At 62.0% G+C, this 15,635-nt stretch carries 12 protein-coding genes; 3 read left to right on the plus strand and 9 right to left on the minus strand.

What is annotated here, in order from left to right:
• Window positions 1-161: 161 nt before the first annotated feature.
• The 4 genes from FJ960_RS03195 to FJ960_RS03210 all read right to left on the minus strand — a co-directional run bounded on the left by FJ960_RS03195 (window position 162) and on the right by FJ960_RS03210 (window position 6,291).
• A complete protein-coding gene (locus FJ960_RS03195) occupies window positions 162-1,343 on the minus strand; it encodes a hypothetical protein (protein ID WP_140711787.1) in 1,182 nt (393 codons plus the stop codon).
• Window positions 1,344-1,535: 192 nt separating this feature from the next.
• Window positions 1,536-3,341 (minus strand): ABC transporter ATP-binding protein, encoded by a 1,806-nt coding sequence (locus FJ960_RS03200; RefSeq protein WP_140711789.1) that lies wholly within the window; start codon window positions 3,339-3,341, stop codon window positions 1,536-1,538.
• 493 nt (window positions 3,342-3,834) lie between these two features.
• On the minus strand, window positions 3,835-5,511 hold the full coding sequence (locus FJ960_RS03205; protein WP_140711791.1) for an NAD+ synthase: 1,677 nt from the start codon (window positions 5,509-5,511) through the stop codon (window positions 3,835-3,837).
• Window positions 5,512-5,574: 63 nt separating this feature from the next.
• On the minus strand, window positions 5,575-6,291 hold the full coding sequence (locus tag FJ960_RS03210; RefSeq protein WP_140503631.1) for a DNA-3-methyladenine glycosylase I: 717 nt from the start codon (window positions 6,289-6,291) through the stop codon (window positions 5,575-5,577).
• A gap of 88 nt (window positions 6,292-6,379) precedes the next feature.
• Here FJ960_RS03210 and FJ960_RS03215 point away from each other — a divergent pair, with 88 nt between their 5' ends.
• Together FJ960_RS03215 and FJ960_RS03220 are read left to right on the plus strand one after the other, a co-directional pair.
• Window positions 6,380-6,940, plus strand: a complete 561-nt coding sequence (locus FJ960_RS03215; protein WP_140711793.1) for a DUF1003 domain-containing protein — start codon at window positions 6,380-6,382, stop codon at window positions 6,938-6,940.
• Window positions 6,937-7,524 carry a DedA family protein gene (locus tag FJ960_RS03220; RefSeq protein WP_140503628.1) on the plus strand — a complete coding sequence of 196 codons (588 nt, stop codon included), beginning with the start codon at window positions 6,937-6,939 and terminating at the stop codon, window positions 7,522-7,524. The genes FJ960_RS03215 and FJ960_RS03220 overlap by 4 nt, the downstream gene beginning before the upstream one ends.
• 5 nt (window positions 7,525-7,529) lie before the next feature.
• Here FJ960_RS03220 and FJ960_RS03225 read toward each other — a convergent pair whose 3' ends face one another.
• The 3 genes from FJ960_RS03225 to FJ960_RS03235 all read right to left on the minus strand — a co-directional run bounded on the left by FJ960_RS03225 (window position 7,530) and on the right by FJ960_RS03235 (window position 9,012).
• Window positions 7,530-8,117: a hemerythrin domain-containing protein gene (locus tag FJ960_RS03225; protein WP_140711794.1), complete on the minus strand. Its 588-nt coding sequence runs from the start codon at window positions 8,115-8,117 to the stop codon at window positions 7,530-7,532.
• Window positions 8,118-8,157: 40 nt separating this feature from the next.
• On the minus strand, window positions 8,158-8,517 hold the full coding sequence (locus FJ960_RS03230; RefSeq protein WP_140503624.1) for a diacylglycerol kinase: 360 nt from the start codon (window positions 8,515-8,517) through the stop codon (window positions 8,158-8,160).
• Between the two features lie 78 nt (window positions 8,518-8,595).
• On the minus strand, window positions 8,596-9,012 hold the full coding sequence (locus tag FJ960_RS03235; RefSeq protein ID WP_140711796.1) for a GFA family protein: 417 nt from the start codon (window positions 9,010-9,012) through the stop codon (window positions 8,596-8,598).
• A gap of 398 nt (window positions 9,013-9,410) precedes the next feature.
• On the opposite strand from FJ960_RS03235, the gene FJ960_RS03240 reads away from it, so the two are divergent.
• Window positions 9,411-10,481, plus strand: coding sequence for a diguanylate cyclase (locus FJ960_RS03240; protein ID WP_140711798.1), 1,071 nt, complete (start codon window positions 9,411-9,413; stop codon window positions 10,479-10,481).
• A gap of 102 nt (window positions 10,482-10,583) precedes the next feature.
• Here the strand turns inward: FJ960_RS03240 and FJ960_RS03245 are convergent, their stop codons facing one another.
• Window positions 10,584-11,957, minus strand: coding sequence for a 3-deoxy-7-phosphoheptulonate synthase class II (locus tag FJ960_RS03245; protein ID WP_027146378.1), 1,374 nt, complete (start codon window positions 11,955-11,957; stop codon window positions 10,584-10,586).
• Between the two features lie 158 nt (window positions 11,958-12,115).
• Complete coding sequence (gene mfd / locus FJ960_RS03250; RefSeq protein ID WP_140711800.1) at window positions 12,116-15,613, minus strand: transcription-repair coupling factor; 3,498 nt, start codon at window positions 15,611-15,613, stop codon at window positions 12,116-12,118.
• Window positions 15,614-15,635 lie beyond the last annotated feature (22 nt).

Here is a 15,635-nt window from a genome sequence, read left to right on the forward strand (position 1 = left end):
ACGCGCCCCCGCGCCGTGCCGCAGACATAGAACATGGCGACTGGAATGAAAAGACCGTGCCGGGCAGCCTCAAGCGGCGGATGGCGGCGGCCAGCCTGGCGGCACCGCCATAAGAGGGTGCAGCCAACCGGCGGAGTCGACGAAAAGGTCGTTGAAGACGATCAGCGGCCGAAGTCGTCGGAACTGAGGCGGGTCCAGCGGTCGCCCATCAACCCGCCGATAGCGATGTCGCCGGAGCGGACCGCTTCCGTGACATCGGGGATTCGCGAGCGGACCATCGTCCCCCCGGCATAACGGAAGAAGAGATTCCTGTAGCCGAAGAGGTGAGGCATGAACCTGCTCTGGGTCTGTCCGGTGATACCCACGCAGCCCATATCCCGCGCAGCCGCGACAAGGCCTTCCAGCGTCGCGCCCCAGTGGTGTCCGGAAGCCTGGATTTGCAACAGGATCGCTATGTCGCCGGCTTGACCGTAGAAGGCGTAGCAACCGAGCATTTTGCCCGTCGCGTCGTAAGTCCCGCCGAAATGAAGGGGGCCGTCGGCCCGCTTCTCAGTCGCCAGTGCGAGCAGCCGGGGCAGTTCGCCATCCTTCCAACTCGGGCGAAGGGCATAATCGGACAGGAGGGTCGGCAGCCGCTCTGCAAATTGCCCGGCATTGATCGGCTCGGCATGGACCCGTTGCGACGATAAATGCTGGACGGGCGGTTCGAACCTTCGTTTCGCGAGAACGTCGAATGCTCTCGCGCAGGGATCGAGTGCTAGGCGAGGCAGGCGAGGCCATTTGCGGTGCAATGCGGCGGCGGCCATCGCGGCCGGCCGGAAAACATAGGTCCATCCCAAACAATGGACCGGCAGGAGTTGGTATTTCATCGGACGAGCGAAGGCCAGAGATACCCGGTTGGCCGAATCGGTCAGCTGCAGATCGAATTCGCCTTGATGCAAGGCACGCAGCAATTGCGGTCCGGCCGAGCCGTGATCGGCGCCAGGGTCGGCCATGAACGGACCGATGATCGCCGCATTCAATGTCGCTCCGTTGAGCTCGTAACGGGCCTTCAGGACGCCAAGGAACCCACCTAGATCGCCCTGCGGGTTGATCTGGACAAGAGCGTTGCTCTCACCGGACTGGCCGGCAGGGTCAAGATAGATCTTCCCCATATACTCCGCCGTTTCCGCGATCGCGCGATCGAGGAGGTGACGCCGACGCCGGCGAAACTTCGTCAGGAAGAGTGCGGCGACGCGCTCGAGATCTTCGGCGGCAAGCGGCCGAACCGAGCCGTGCTGAGATTCCAGCACCGATGGCGCAGCCACCTTTTCCACACCGGTAGTTTCGGAATCAAGACGCATTGTGAGACCGCTTAGATTGCTTCTTTGGTATACAACAACCAAAAGTAGAGAAACGAATTTCGGTCGGTAACGTAAACAGACGTCGCAAATCGACGTCTGAAAAGGGCTTCACTGGCAGGTTCGCTCAGCCAGCATACGCCAAGTGATAGGCACTCCGGATGGCCTCCGGCCAAAGCCGGAGGCCATCTCAGGTCAGTCGACGAGGCCCTTGGTCAGCTCCAGCGCCTGGCGCTCGAACAGGCGGCGGTAGATGCCGCCCTTCAGGCGGATCAACTCGTCATGCGAGCCTTCCTCGACGATCTTGCCGCGATCGAAGACCAGCAGCCTGTCGAGTGCCCTCACCGTCGAAAGCCGATGCGCGATGACCAGCGTCGTGCGGCCGACCATAAGCCGTTCCATCGCCTGCTGGATCAGCACCTCGGATTCCGAATCGAGGCTCGACGTCGCCTCGTCCAGGATCAGGATGCGCGCATCGGCCAGGAAAGCGCGGGCGATGGCCACGCGCTGGCGCTCGCCGCCCGACAGTTTCACGCCACGCTCGCCAACCAGCGTGCCATAGCCCTTCGGCAGGTTGGCGATGAAGTCGTGCGCGCTCGCCAGCCTGGCGGCATGCTCGATCTCCTCCTGGCTGGCGCTTGGCCTGCTATAGGCGACGTTTTCGGCCAGCGAACGGTGGAACAGGATCGGTTCCTGCTGGACGATGGCGATCTGGCCGCGCAGCGACGCCTGGGCGACCTGAGAGATATCCTGGCCATCGATCACGATCTTTCCCGCGTTAACGTCATAGAGCCGCTGGATGAGCTTAACGAATGTCGTCTTGCCCGAACCCGAGTGACCGACGAGCCCGACACGTTCGCCTGGCGCGATGTCGACCGAAAAGTCGCGGTAGAGCGGCGACCGGTGATTGCCGTAGTGGAAGGTGACGTTGTCGAAGGCAATGTGACCCTGCGTGATGGCAATCGGTCCGGCGCCGGGCCGATCTTCGATACCGAGCGGTTCCGACTGGAAATCGACCAATTCCTCCATGTCGTTGATTGAACGCTGCAAATTGCGGATATGCGTGCCGATATCGCGCAAATAGCCTTGCAGCACGAAGAACGAGGTCAGCACAAAGGCGACATCGCCGGCGCTCGCCTGCCCCCACGACCACAGCATCAGCGCCAAGCCGATCACCGCGGCGCGCAGGACCAGCAGCAGCGCCCCTTGCGTGGTGCCGTTGATGGTGCCGCGCACCCAGGTGCGCCGTGTGCGGGCGCGCCATTTGGCAACCACCCTGGCGAGGCGGCGCTCCTCGCGCTCCTCGGCGCCAAAGCCCTTGACCACGGCGTTGCAGCTCACCGCGTCGGCCAGCGAACCACCGAGACGCGTGTCCCAGGTGTTGGCGAGTCTTGCCGCCGGCGCGACATAGCCGAGCGACAGCATCGCCGTCACCATGATGAACAGCACCGAGCCGGCTGCGACGACCACGCCCATCAGCGGCCAGAACCAGCCGAGCAGCAGCGTCGAGCCGGCGAGCATGACAACGGACGGCAGCAGCGCGATCAGGATGGTGTCGTTCAGCAGGTCGAGCGCCCACATGCCGCGCGTCACCTTGCGCACGGTCGAGCCGGCAAAACTGTTGGCATGCCAATCGGTCGAAAAGCGCTGAACGCGATGGAAGGCGTCGGCCGCGATGTCGGCCATCATCTTGAGTGTCAACTCAACGATACCCATGAAGGCAAGGTTGCGCAGCACGACCCCGGTGAGCGCCAGCGCCATCAGAATCAAGAATGCCGTCATCGCTGCATTCCAGGCAATGGCGTCCGCGCCGGCGCTGCTGGCGACGGCGCCGACCAGCCGGCCGGAATAGAGCGGTGTCAGCACGTCGGCCAGCGTCGACAGCAGGAAACCGCCCATGATCAGCGAGAGCCGCCAGGGCTGACGCCGCCAATGTATGAGCGTGAACCCAAGAACGCTGCGAAAGGCGCTGGCGCGCAAATCGATCTTGAAACGAGCCATGATGTCATTCGGGCGCAAACGAGCCCGATCCCAGTAAGGTCGAAAATTGAAAAACCGCGCCGGAGCGAATTGCGCTTGAATGCGGAGGTTCGGCTATGGTTGGTCGCCTGCCCTTGGGCGGCGACCGGCAGCGGCAAATGCCTTTCCTGCGTCCGGTGTGGTTCCGATACTTCGGAACACCGGCGCAGACCTAGGCCTCGCGGCCTCGCATAACGATGTCAAATCCTGGCATTCGGTCCTCCCTGAAGGGAATCGCGGAGACGCCGTTATACGGACGCTTCGATCGTTCGCCAAGGCAAGCCATGGCCAAAAGCACTTCTGATCCAGCCGATGAGGCGATTTTGCAACAGTCGGACCTGTGTCTATCGTCGCCGCATGGTTTTCACCCGGCAGGCCATCAACAGGCCGGAGGTCGCCCGGAAATCGATCCGCGACAGTCGCCATGCTTGCGTCCGCAGCATCGCGCACTCTCGCTCAGCAAGCGAAAAGACGCCTATCCACCATCCCTGAAACGGTTGGTGATGGGATAGCGGCGGTCGCGGCCAAAATTCTTCCTGGTGATCTTCACACCCGGTGCCGCCTGCCGGCGCTTGTATTCGGCGATGTAGAGCAGATGTTCGATGCGCGTTACCGTCGCCCGGTCGTGGCCACGCGCGACGATGTCGTCGACGCCCATTTCGTTCTCGACCAGGCATTCCAGAATATCGTCCAGCACCGGATAGGGCGGCAGCGAATCCTGGTCTGTCTGGTTCTCGCGCAATTCGGCCGACGGCGCCTTGTCGATGATGTTCTTCGGGATCACCTCGCCCGAAGGTCCGAGCGCGCCCGGCGGTACATGACTGTTGCGCCAGCGCGACAGCGCATAGACCTGCATCTTGTAAAGGTCCTTGATCGGATTGAAGCCGCCGTTCATGTCGCCATAGAGCGTGGCGTAGCCGACCGACATCTCGCTCTTGTTGCCCGTGGTCACTACCATGGAGCCGAATTTGTTGGAGATCGCCATCAGGATGGTGCCGCGCGCACGGCTCTGCAAATTCTCCTCGGTGATGCCTTCCTTGGTGCCTTCGAACAACTGCGTCAGCGTGTGCAAAAATCCTTCGACCGGCTCGAAGATCGGCACGATGTCATAGCGGCAGCCGAGCGCACGGGCGCAGTCCTCGGCATCCCTAAGCGAATCCTTCGAGGTGTAGCGATAAGGCATCATGACGGCACGCAGCCGCTCCTCGCCGAGCGCATCGACCGCAAGGGCGGCACAGATCGCCGAATCGATGCCGCCGGACAGACCGAGCACCACATTCTTGAAGCCGTTCTTGTTGACGTAGTCGCGCAGGCCGAGCATGCAGGCGCGGTAGTCGGCCTCCTCCTTGTCCGGGATTTTCGACATCGGTCCTTGCGAGCAGACCCAGCCGTCATCCGTACGTTTCCAGATGGTGACGTCGACCGCGTCCTCGAACTGGCTCATCTGGAAGGCAAGCGTCTTGTCCGCCCCGATGGCGAAGGAGGCGCCGTCGAAGATCAGCTCGTCCTGACCGCCGAGCTGGTTGGCATAGATCATCGGCAATCCGCATTCGATGACCTGTTTGATAACGACCTGGTGGCGAACGTCGATCTTGGCGCGATAGTAGGGCGAACCGTTCGGCACCAGCAGGATTTCCGCGCCGCTTTCGGCCAGCGTCTCGCAGATGCCGACCTCGCCCCAGATGTCCTCGCAGATCGGTATGCCTATGCGCACGCCGCGGAAGTTGACCGGTCCCTGGATCTCGGGCCCTGCCTGGAAGACGCGCTTCTCGTCGAACTCGCCGTAATTCGGCAGGTCGAGCTTGTAGCGTTCGGCGATGATCTTGCCGCCATCGGCGAAGACGATGGAATTATGCGTGCCGCTCTTGCGCTTCAGCGGCGTGCCGATGATGACGCCCGGACCGCCGTCGGCGGTATCGGCGGCAAAGTCCTCGGCGGCGCGCTCGCATGCCCTGAGGAAGGCCGGCTTCAGCACCAGATCCTCCGGCGGATAGCCAGCAAGAAAAAGCTCGGTATAGAGCACGAGATCGGCGCCCTGGCGGGCGGCATCCGCCCTCGCCTCGCGTGCCTTGGCGAGGTTGCCGGCGACGTCACCGACGGTCGGGTTGAGCTGGGCGATGGCGATACGCAGTATGTCGAGCTTCTTGGTCATGCTGCTGACTTAGCGCGGCGGAATTCACCTCGCAATGGCGTTCGTTTGGACCAATTCAGACCGTCAATCGTCGCCCATATAGTCGCGCAACGATTGCGGAGAGTGGTTTTCGCCGATCGACATCGCCAGGATGCGCGAGATGTGCCGGCGCGGCAGGCCTGTCTCGTCAGCCCATCGGTTGATCTGGATCTGGACTTTGTCGAGGTCTTTCTTCGATGTCGGATTTTCGGCGATGTCGAGGCCCGCGTCGCGAAGTGCGGCCGCCATGTCGGCCGAAATGACGAAAGCATCCCAGCCCAGCCAGCGCAGGAAATACTGGCCGGTGTTGCCGCCGAGCCGGCTGCCATGCTTGCCCAGATAGGCCATCAGCCCGATCTGGTCGTCGGCGGGCCATTCGGCGAGAAAATTGCCGAAGCCGCCATGTTCCCTGGACACGCGTTCAACGAAAGCGGCGTTGTCGCGAACGGATTTGATCTTCTGCGGATTGCGCACGATGCGTTGATCCAAAGCCAGGTCGTACCAGAAATCGTCAGGCTGGAACAACAGCCGCTTGGGCTCGAAGCGCAGGAACGCCTCTTCGAATCCAGGCCATTTCTGCTCGATGACCCGCCAGACGAAGCCGGCTGCGAAGACGCGCTCGGCCATCGTCGAGAGGATACGGTCATCGGTGATGTCGGCCACCACCGCATTGTCGGGCATCGGCCCCAACAGGGAGGTCAGTTCCGCCTCACCGCCCTTGCGATTTGCCGCGCGAGCACGAATTTTTTTGAAGTCGGCCATCGGTCCCCCTCGTTTCGCCTCAATCTAGCACTTCCCGCCCGGGCCGGCAGCCTCTACCTCTAGCGCAGCAAAGCGCTTGGAGATGACCATGAACAGGACGATCGACGATCTGGCGAACCGCTGGCTGAGGCGAAAGCCGGATGGGCTGAGCCAGCTGGAGAGCCGGGTGCTGCAAAGCACCATCGAGCGTACCACCATCACCAGGGACACCAACAAGGCCGTGGCCTTCCACCAGACCTTTGGCGACCGCCTTGCCGATACGATAGCCCGCATCGGTGGCTCCTGGTCGTTCATCCTGACCTTCGTCGCCTTCCTGATCGTGTGGACATCAGGCAATGTCTGGTTGTTGTCGCGCGATGCGTTCGACCCCTACCCCTTCATCTTCCTCAACCTGGTGCTGTCGATGGTCGCCGCCCTGCAGGCGCCGGTGATCATGATGGCGCAGAACCGCCAGACCGAGCGCGACCGCATCGATGCCGCCCATGACTACGAGGTCAATCTGAAGGCCGAGATCGAGATCATGGCGCTGCATGAGAAACTGGACGAACTGCGCCACAGCGAGATCATCGGCATGCGCGACGAGATCGTGCGGCTGGCGGAAATGGTCAAGCGGATCGATGAAAGACTGTCACAGCAGTCAGCTACATGACCGACGCGATCCACCATTTCATTGAACAATACGGGTTGCTGGCGGTTTTTCTCGGCTGCGTGGCCGAAGGCGAAAGTGCCGCAATCCTGGGTGGCTTCTTCGCTCACCAGCATGTTTTCGTACTGTGGCATGCCTTTGTCGCGGCAGCGCTGGGTGCCTTCGCCGGCGACACCTTCTTCTTCACCCTCGGCAGGAGTTTCGCCGACAATCGCCATGTCGTCAGGCTGCGCCGGCGGCCCGGCTTTCGCCGCGCCTACCGCCTGCTCAACACTCATCCCAACATCTTCGTGCTGTCGAACCGCTACGTCTACGGCATGCGCCTGGTCGGCGGCGTGGCGGCCGGCCTTTCGACCATAGCGGCGCCGCGCTTCGTTATCCTCAACGCCATCTCATCGGTGATCTGGGCGGTGCTGTTCAGCACGATCGGTTATGTCTTCGGATTGGGGGCCGAAGAATTGGTTGGCCAGGCGCTGATGCGCCACGAGCGGTTGTTCGTCGGGCTTGGCATCGGCCTTGCCGTGGCCGTGCTTGCATGGCTTGTCGCCCGCCACATCGCCAAGCGGGAACGCGCCAAGGAGTTTTGACCTGACTAGTCGATGCCGAGCCCCTGATCACCCCGATCGAGAATGAGCGGGATGATCAGATCATCCTCATCGGCGAGATGCCGGGTCAGCATTGCGATCAGTCGGCTGTTTTCGTCGGCATAAGCATCGGCGGCGAAGCGCTGCTTGTCCTCACTCTCCTGAAGTGTACGGATGAAGGCATTCGCTGCCTCGGCGTTGCGCTCCAGTCCTTCGTGGATCGTGTGGTGATCGGCATCGAGAATGTCGAAGCCACGTTTCAGACGGGGCTCCGCCTTGGTGAAAGCCGGGAAATATTGGTAATCCTCGACATTGTGGTGGCCGTCGAGATGCCCGAGAAAATGGTTGAGGCGCGGCGCGAACCAGCGCGCGAAATCGGGGGCCGTCAGTCTGCCTTCGCGATAGTTGCCAATGCCGACGCCGAGCATGCCGCCGAGTTCGCGGAACATGTCGTGCCGCTGCAGCCACATATTGGCCATGCCATGAATTTTGGCGTGGGCCTGCCAGTTCTCGCGCGGATACTTTTCGGCCAGCCAGCGCAGGTCTTCCGGCAGGCCCAGCCGTTCGAGAAGCGAGGAATTCGTGACCTCTGCCATGACGGTCTCCTTTGGTGACTGTCATACAGGCATCAAAGTTTCAGATCTGCACCCCCGCTATGCGCTCGATGAGAGCGATGCCCCAGACGCCGCCGGCAATCACGACTGAAATCAGCACCGCCAGCGAGCCGCAATCCTTGGCGAGCTGGATGTCGATATGGAACTCACGAGAAATTGCGTCGCACGCCGCCTCGATGCCGGTGTTCAGAACTTCGACCATGATCAAGAGGAGCACCGCGCCGATCAGCAGCGCGTAACCACGCCACGACACCGAAACGAACCAGCCAGCGGGCAAGGCCAGCACCAGCAGCATCAGTTCCTGCTGGAAAGCCTTCTCGCTGACCGCAAGCTTGCGAAATGCCCGCACCGAATTGATAAATGCATCGATCAGCCGCTGCATGCCAAGGCCCCTCTCGGAATCACCGGCCCGGGATAAAGCAATGCCCCGATCAATGGAATAAGGCGGATCGTCCAAATTTCATTCGGCTACCGGTATGGCCGGTGTCGACTTTTCAAACTGCGGCAGCCCATCGTCGATCGAATAATAGTCGCCCTTGTCGCCGACGAAGATATGGCATTCGCCCTTGAGCGCTGTCGGCGTGTCGAACGATCCCGCCAGGACCGAGGTATAAGCCTCGTCCCGTGGCTTCCAGAACAGCAGCGAGCCGCATGTCTTGCAAAAGCCGCGCTTGGCAAAGGAAGAAGCCTCGTACCAGGTGATGCTTTCCGTACCGTCGATCACGATGTCGGGGTCGGCAACATTGGTCGCTGCATAGAAATGCCCGCTCTGTTTGCGGCATTGCGAACAATGGCAGTAGACAACGCCACGCAACGTCCCACTTGTCCGGAAGCGGACCGCTCCGCACAGACATGATCCCTGGTGGTTGTCGCTCATTTCCGCACTCCTCGAAGAAACTTCGTCCGGCATCACTGTCAAGATTCCAGCTTCGCGGTGGTTACGCGCAAGCAAATACGACATCGATTGGCGTAACGAATTCGAAATTCAGTTTCATTTGCAGCAGTTTCAAATTCAAAGCGCCAAATAGGGTGTTATCCCGGGATCGCGATGCAAAACTTTACGCGCGTACAGTCACAGCTAGAGAAAACCTGTGGAAGTCGTGCGAATTAAGGAAACTTTAGCGCCGACGCAACTATGATCTCACAAGCGAAGGGTGCGGATGGGGCCGCGCCTCTTCGCAAGATGTTCTGGAGCATTGGGTAGCGCTCCCCAGGTCGGCGATCAATGGACCCGCGAATTCTGCGTCGGGATCCGAGGGGAAGAGTGAATCAGACATGCAGCCGGCAGCAGTCTCGACCGAACGAAGCACCGATATCGCAACCACCGTTGTCGCGACCATGCGCCAGCTTGGCGTACTCGGCCTGCCACGCAACTACGAGATTTTCTATGAGGCCTTGAGCGGCACCAATCGCGATCTCAGCCTCGCCGTCGTGTCGTTGAGCAACCGGCCGACGCAGGACGAACTCGATCAGATCGGGCGCATCTTCTTCGCCCATAACCATGGTCCCGGCATTGTCGAGCATGCCAGAGATGTCATCGCCCGAGAACTCGAGGAGGTCGCGTCGCTCTTGCGCAGCGAGCGCAGCCACATCGAAAAATACGGCAGGATCCTCGATGAGACATCAAGCGGCCTGAGCAACCGCAGCCTTCTCTCTCAGGACCTTCTGCAAAAGATCGCCAACGCAATGACCATCGCGACCAATTCGACGATCGATCACGGCCGGCAGATCGCCTCGACGCTCAGCGACAAGACGGCAGAACTCGAGAGCGTCAAGTCGACGCTCGAGGAATACAAGCGGCTGGCCGACACGGATCCGTTGACCAAGATCTGGAACCGCCGCGCCTTCGACAAGGAAATCACCAGGATCTACAACAGCAACAAGGGTATCCTGTTCAATGCCCTGATCCTCGTCGACATCGATCGGTTCAAGGACATCAACGACCGCTACGGCCATCCTGTCGGCGACAAGATCATCCAGATCATCGCCGAGATTTTCCAGACCAGCATTCGTGGCGACATGTTCGTCGCCCGCACCGGCGGCGAGGAGTTCGCGCTGATCATCGAGGGCGCCAGCGAGGACGCAACCTACGAGATCGCGGAACGCATTCGCGCCCTGATCGAGCAGACGCCGTTCACCAGCAGCCAGACCGGCATAAATTACGGCACGGTGACGGTATCGATGGGTATCTGCATGGCGTCCGAGGCCGAAGGCCCCGAGGACCTCTACACCAAGGCGGATCGGGCGCTCTATCGCTCGAAAGTCAGTGGCCGCAACCGCGTTACCAGGCATTCGGCCATGGCAGGGCGCGCCGGCAAGAGCTGGCTGCTCTACAAGCAAGACTGAAGCTTTTGCGGTTGCACCGGCACTGTCGGAGGCAAAAGATGAAAACGGAAAAGGCGCCGGGTTTTCCAGGCGCCTTTGCTTTATCGATCCAATTGATCCGGCTCAGCCGTTCGCGACCTGCTTGTGCTGCACCGGATGGCTCTTCTTCAACAGGTCCGAGACCAGGAACGCCAGTTCGATTGCCTGGTCGGCATTGAGGCGCGGATCGCAATGGGTGTGGTAGCGGTCCTGCAACTCCTCGGCCGTGATGGCGCGCGCGCCACCGGTGCATTCGGTGACGTTCTTGCCGGTCATCTCGACATGGATGCCGCCTGGATGAGTGCCTTCGGCGCGGTGCACCTCGAAGAAGGTCTGCACCTCCTTCAGGATGCGGTCGAAGGGCCGCGTCTTGTAGCCGGCCGCTTCGATCGTGTTGCCGTGCATCGGGTCCGACGACCAGACCACGCTGCGGCCTTCCTTCTGCACCGCGCGCACCAGCTTCGGCAGATGGTCGGCAACCTTGTCCGAACCGAAGCGGGCGATCAGCGTCAATCGCCCCGGCTCATTCTCGGGGTTCAACAGATCGATCAGTTCCAGCAGGCCGTCCGGCGTCAGCGACGGACCGCATTTCAGGCCGAGCGGGTTCTTGATGCCGCGGCAATATTCGACGTGCGCGTGATCGGGTTGGCGCGTGCGGTCGCCGATCCAGATCATATGGCCCGACGTGGCGTACCAGTCGCCGGAGGTCGAATCCACACGGGTCAGCGCCTCCTCGTAGCCGAGCAGCAGCGCCTCGTGGCTGGTGTAGAAGTCGGTTTCACGCAGCGCGAAATTGGTTTCCGACGTAATGCCGACGGCGCGCATGAAATCCATAGTCTCGGTGATGCGGTTGGCAAGCGATTCGTATTTCTCGCCCTGCGGGCTGTCGGAGACGAAGCCGAGCATCCAGCGATGCACATTCTCCAGGTTGGCATAGCCGCCCTGCGCGAAGGCACGCAGAAGATTGAGCGTCGCCGCCGACTGACGATAAGCCATTTCCTGGCGGGCAGGATCGGGAATGCGTGATTTCGCGTCGAATTCGATGCCATTGATGATGTCGCCGCGATAGCTCGGCAGTGTCACCTCGCCCTTGGTCTCGTTGTCGGACGAGCGCGGCTTGGCGAACTGGCCGGCGACGCGGCCAACCTTCACCACTGGCTGCGCACCGGCGAAGGTCAGCACGACCGACATCTGCAGGAAGACGCGGAAGAAGTCGCGAATGTTGTCCGCGCCATGTTCGGCAAAACTCTCGGCGCAGTCGCCGCCCTGGAGCAGGAAGGCTTCCCCGGCGGCAACAGTCGCCAGCTGCTTCTTCAGCTTGCGCGCCTCGCCGGCGAAGACCAGCGGCGGAAAGGTGGCGAGTTGGGCTTCCGTGTTCTTCAGCGCGGCAAGGTCCGGATAAGCGGGAACCTGTTTGATCGGCTTTGCTCTCCACGAATTCGGCGACCATTTCGTCATCGCTGCACCCAACGCTCTTTCCGGCGAACACCTTGCCCGCCATTTCCAGCCCCTAAATGGGGTGGCGGCTCCATACACGAAGCCGATTTCCTATTCTAGACCGGAATTTCGGTGCTGGCGAATGGCTTGACGCCCCCGGGACGCCCCGAAAGGCGAGATCAGGCCGTCTTCTCAGCCAACTTCGCCAGTTGCGTCATGACGACAGCCGAGCCCGCCAGACGCTTCTCCGCCGTCGGCCAGTCGCGGATGAAGACCACGCTCTGGTCGGCCCGGATCTTGGCCAGCGAACCCTGCTCACCAATATACTTGACCAGTCCGACGGGGTTCGAAAATTCGCGCTTGCGGAAATGGATGACGACGCCCTTCGGCCCCGCATCGAGCTTCTCGACATTGGCCTTGCGGCAGAGCGCCTTGATGAAGACGATCTTGAGGAGATGCTTCACCTCCTCCGGCAGCGGGCCGAAACGGTCGATCAGCTCGGCGCCGAAGGCGTCGATTTCCTCGGTGTTTTCGAGATCGCCGAGACGGCGGTAGAGCGCCAGCCTGAGCTGCAGGTCCGGCACGTAGCCTTCCGGGATCATCACGGCGGTGCCGACGGCGATCTGCGGCGACCAGCCGCCATCCTGGACCTCGCCGGAATCCTTCACCTCGGCCACCGCCTCCTCCAGCATCTGCTGGTAGAGCTCGAAGCCGACCTCCTTGATGTGCCCGGACTGTTCCTCGCCGAGAAGATTGCCGGCGCCCCTGATGTCAAGGTCATGGCTGGCGAGCTGGAAGCCGGCGCCCAGCGTGTCGAGCGATTGCAGTACCTTCAGACGGCGCTCGGCGGTGTCGGTCAGCTTGCGGTTGGCCGGCAGGGTGAACAGCGCATAGGCGCGCACCTTCGAGCGCCCGACGCGGCCGCGCAGCTGGTAGAGCTGCGACAGGCCGAACATGTCGGCGCGATGGATGATCAGCGTGTTGGCGGTCGGGATATCGAGGCCGGATTCGACGATTGTGGTCGATAGAAGCACGTCGTACTGGCCGTCATAAAAGGCGTTCATGATGTCGTCGAGTTCGCCCGGCGGCATCTGGCCGTGGGCCACCGCCACTTTCAGTTCGGGAACGGATTCCTTCAGGAAATCATGAATTTCCGCCAGATCGCTGATACGAGGTACGACATAGAAAGAATGCCCGCCACGGTAACGCTCACGCAGCAGCGTCTCGCGAATCACCAACGGATCGAACGGCGAGATGAAGGTGCGCACCGCCATGCGGTCGACCGGCGGCGTGGCGATGAGCGACAGTTCGCGCACGCCCGTCAGCGCCAGCTGCAGCGTGCGCGGGATCGGCGTCGCCGACAGCGTCAGCACATGGACGTCGGTCTTCAGGTCTTTCAGCCGCTCCTTGTGCTTGACGCCAAAATGCTGCTCCTCGTCGATAATCAGCAGGCCGAGATTCTTGAACGAGATGGCGGAACCGAGCAGCGCATGGGTGCCGATAACGATATCGACCTGCCCTTCGGCGATGCCCTTCTTGGTCTCGGCCAGATCTTTGGCACCGACCAGCCGCGAGGCCTGGGCGACACGAATGGGAAGTCCTGAGAAACGCTGCGAGAATGTCTTGAAATGCTGGCGCGACAACAGCGTCGTCGGCACCACCACCGCGACCTGAAACCCTTCCATCGCCGTGATGAAGGCGCCGCGCAGCGCCACTTCAGTTTTGCCAAAGCCGACGTCGCCGCAGATCAGCCGGTCCATCGGCTTGCCGGCGCCAAGGTCGCCGCGCACCGAGTCGATGGCCGTCTGCTGGTCGTCGGTTTCCTCGTAGGGGAACCGGGCTGCGAACTCGTCATAGAGGCCTTCGGCCGGCACCAGGGCCGGTGCGGCGCGCATCTGCCGCTCGGCGGCGATGCGGATCAGTTGTCCGGCCATGTCGAGCAGGCGCCGCTTCAGCTTCGCCTTGCGCGACTGCCAGGCGCCGCCGCCCAGCTTGTCCAGCGTAGCCTCGGCCGTGTCGGAGCCGTAGCGCGACAGCAGCTCGATGTTTTCCACCGGCAGGAACAGCCGGTCGTCGCCGGCATAGTGGATTTCCAGGCAGTCATGCGGCGCGCCGACCGCTTCGATGGTGCGCAGGCCGATGAAACGGCCAATGCCATGGTCGGCATGGACGACAATATCGCCGGCCGACAAGGCCGAGGCTTCGGCGATGAAGTCGGACGCGCGCTTCTTGCGCTTCGAACGGCGGATCAGCCGGTCGCCCAGAATGTCCTGTTCGGCGACGACGACCAGCTTTTCAGTCTCAAAACCGGATTCCAGCGGCAAAACCGCCAATGCGGCTTGTCCCGGCTCGAGCTGTTCAGCCTCCGCCAGCGTCTCGACCTGCTTGAGATTGCCGAGATGGTGCTCGGCCAGGATCTGGCCAAGCCGGTCGAGCGATCCTTCGGTCCAGCCGGCGATGACGACGCGGCGGCGTGCGGCGCGCTCTTCGGCTATGTGCCGGACGACGACATCGAAGACATTGACGTTCGGATCGGCTCGCTCCTCGACGAAGCTGCGACCATGGCGCGAGCCGGCGTGGAAGACTTTCTTACCCCCCAAATCTGGGGCATCGAACACGGTAAAGTCGATGTCCTCGCGCTCGCCAAGCGAAGCCTTGAGATTCTCCGGCGAGAGATAGAGCAGATCCGGCGCCACCGGCTTATAGGGCACCGCATCCCTCAGCGCCCCGTCAGCCTGCTTTTTGCGCGCCTCGTAGTGATCGAGGATCAGCGTATGGCGCTCGGCCAGCGCCTCATGTGCCAGATGGTCGAAAACCACGGGTGCGTCGGGCAGGTAATCGAACACCGTCTCCAGCCGGTCGTAGAAGAACGGCAGCCAATGCTCCATGCCCGCGAAGCGCCGGCCTTCGCTGACCGCCGCATAGAGCCCGTCGTCACGCGATGGCGCGCCAAAGGCTTCGATATAGGAGCGGCGGAAGCGGCTGATGGTTTCCGGCGTCAGCGCCACTTCGCTCATCGCCTGCAGCGCCATCGACTTGCGCTGACCGGTGGTGCGCTGCGTGGCAGCGTCGAAGACGCGGATCGATTCCAGCGTGTCGCCGAACAAATCAAGCCGCAGCGCCTCGGTCCAACCGGGTGCGAAGAGGTCGAGAATGCCGCCGCGCACCGCGAATTCGCCGATGCCGCGCACGGTCGGCACCCGCTCGAATCCCGACGTCTCCAGCCGTGCGATCAGCGCATTCATGTCGATCTGGTTGCCGGGTCTGGCGTGGAAGGTCTGCGCCTCGACAAGCTCAGCGGGCGGAATGCGCTGCAGCAGCGCGTTGGCGGTGGTGAGAATGACGGCACGGTGCGGTTTCTTCGCCAGCGCGATCATGGCGGTCAGTGCATCGAGGCGCTTGGCGGCGGCATCGGAACCGGGCGACACACGGTCGTATGGCAGGCAGTCCCAGGCAGGCAGTTCCAGCACAGGCAGCCCGGGCGCGACGAAGGACAGCGCCTCGACGATGGAAGGCAAGCGCTGGCCGTCGCGGGCCACGAACAGCACCGGCTTGTCGGGTGCGATTTCGAGTGCCGTCTGTACCAGCGCGAAGGCCTCGTAGCCGTCGGCGACACCGTCGACGATGAACTGGCCGGCGCGGCCCTTCGGCAAGCCAATGGTGGGGATGAGAGCCATCAAATCACGGTCTTGTTTATCG

Source organism: Mesorhizobium sp. B2-3-11, from assembly GCF_006442215.1.
GTDB classification, from domain to species: Bacteria; Pseudomonadota; Alphaproteobacteria; order Rhizobiales; family Rhizobiaceae; genus Mesorhizobium; species Mesorhizobium salmacidum.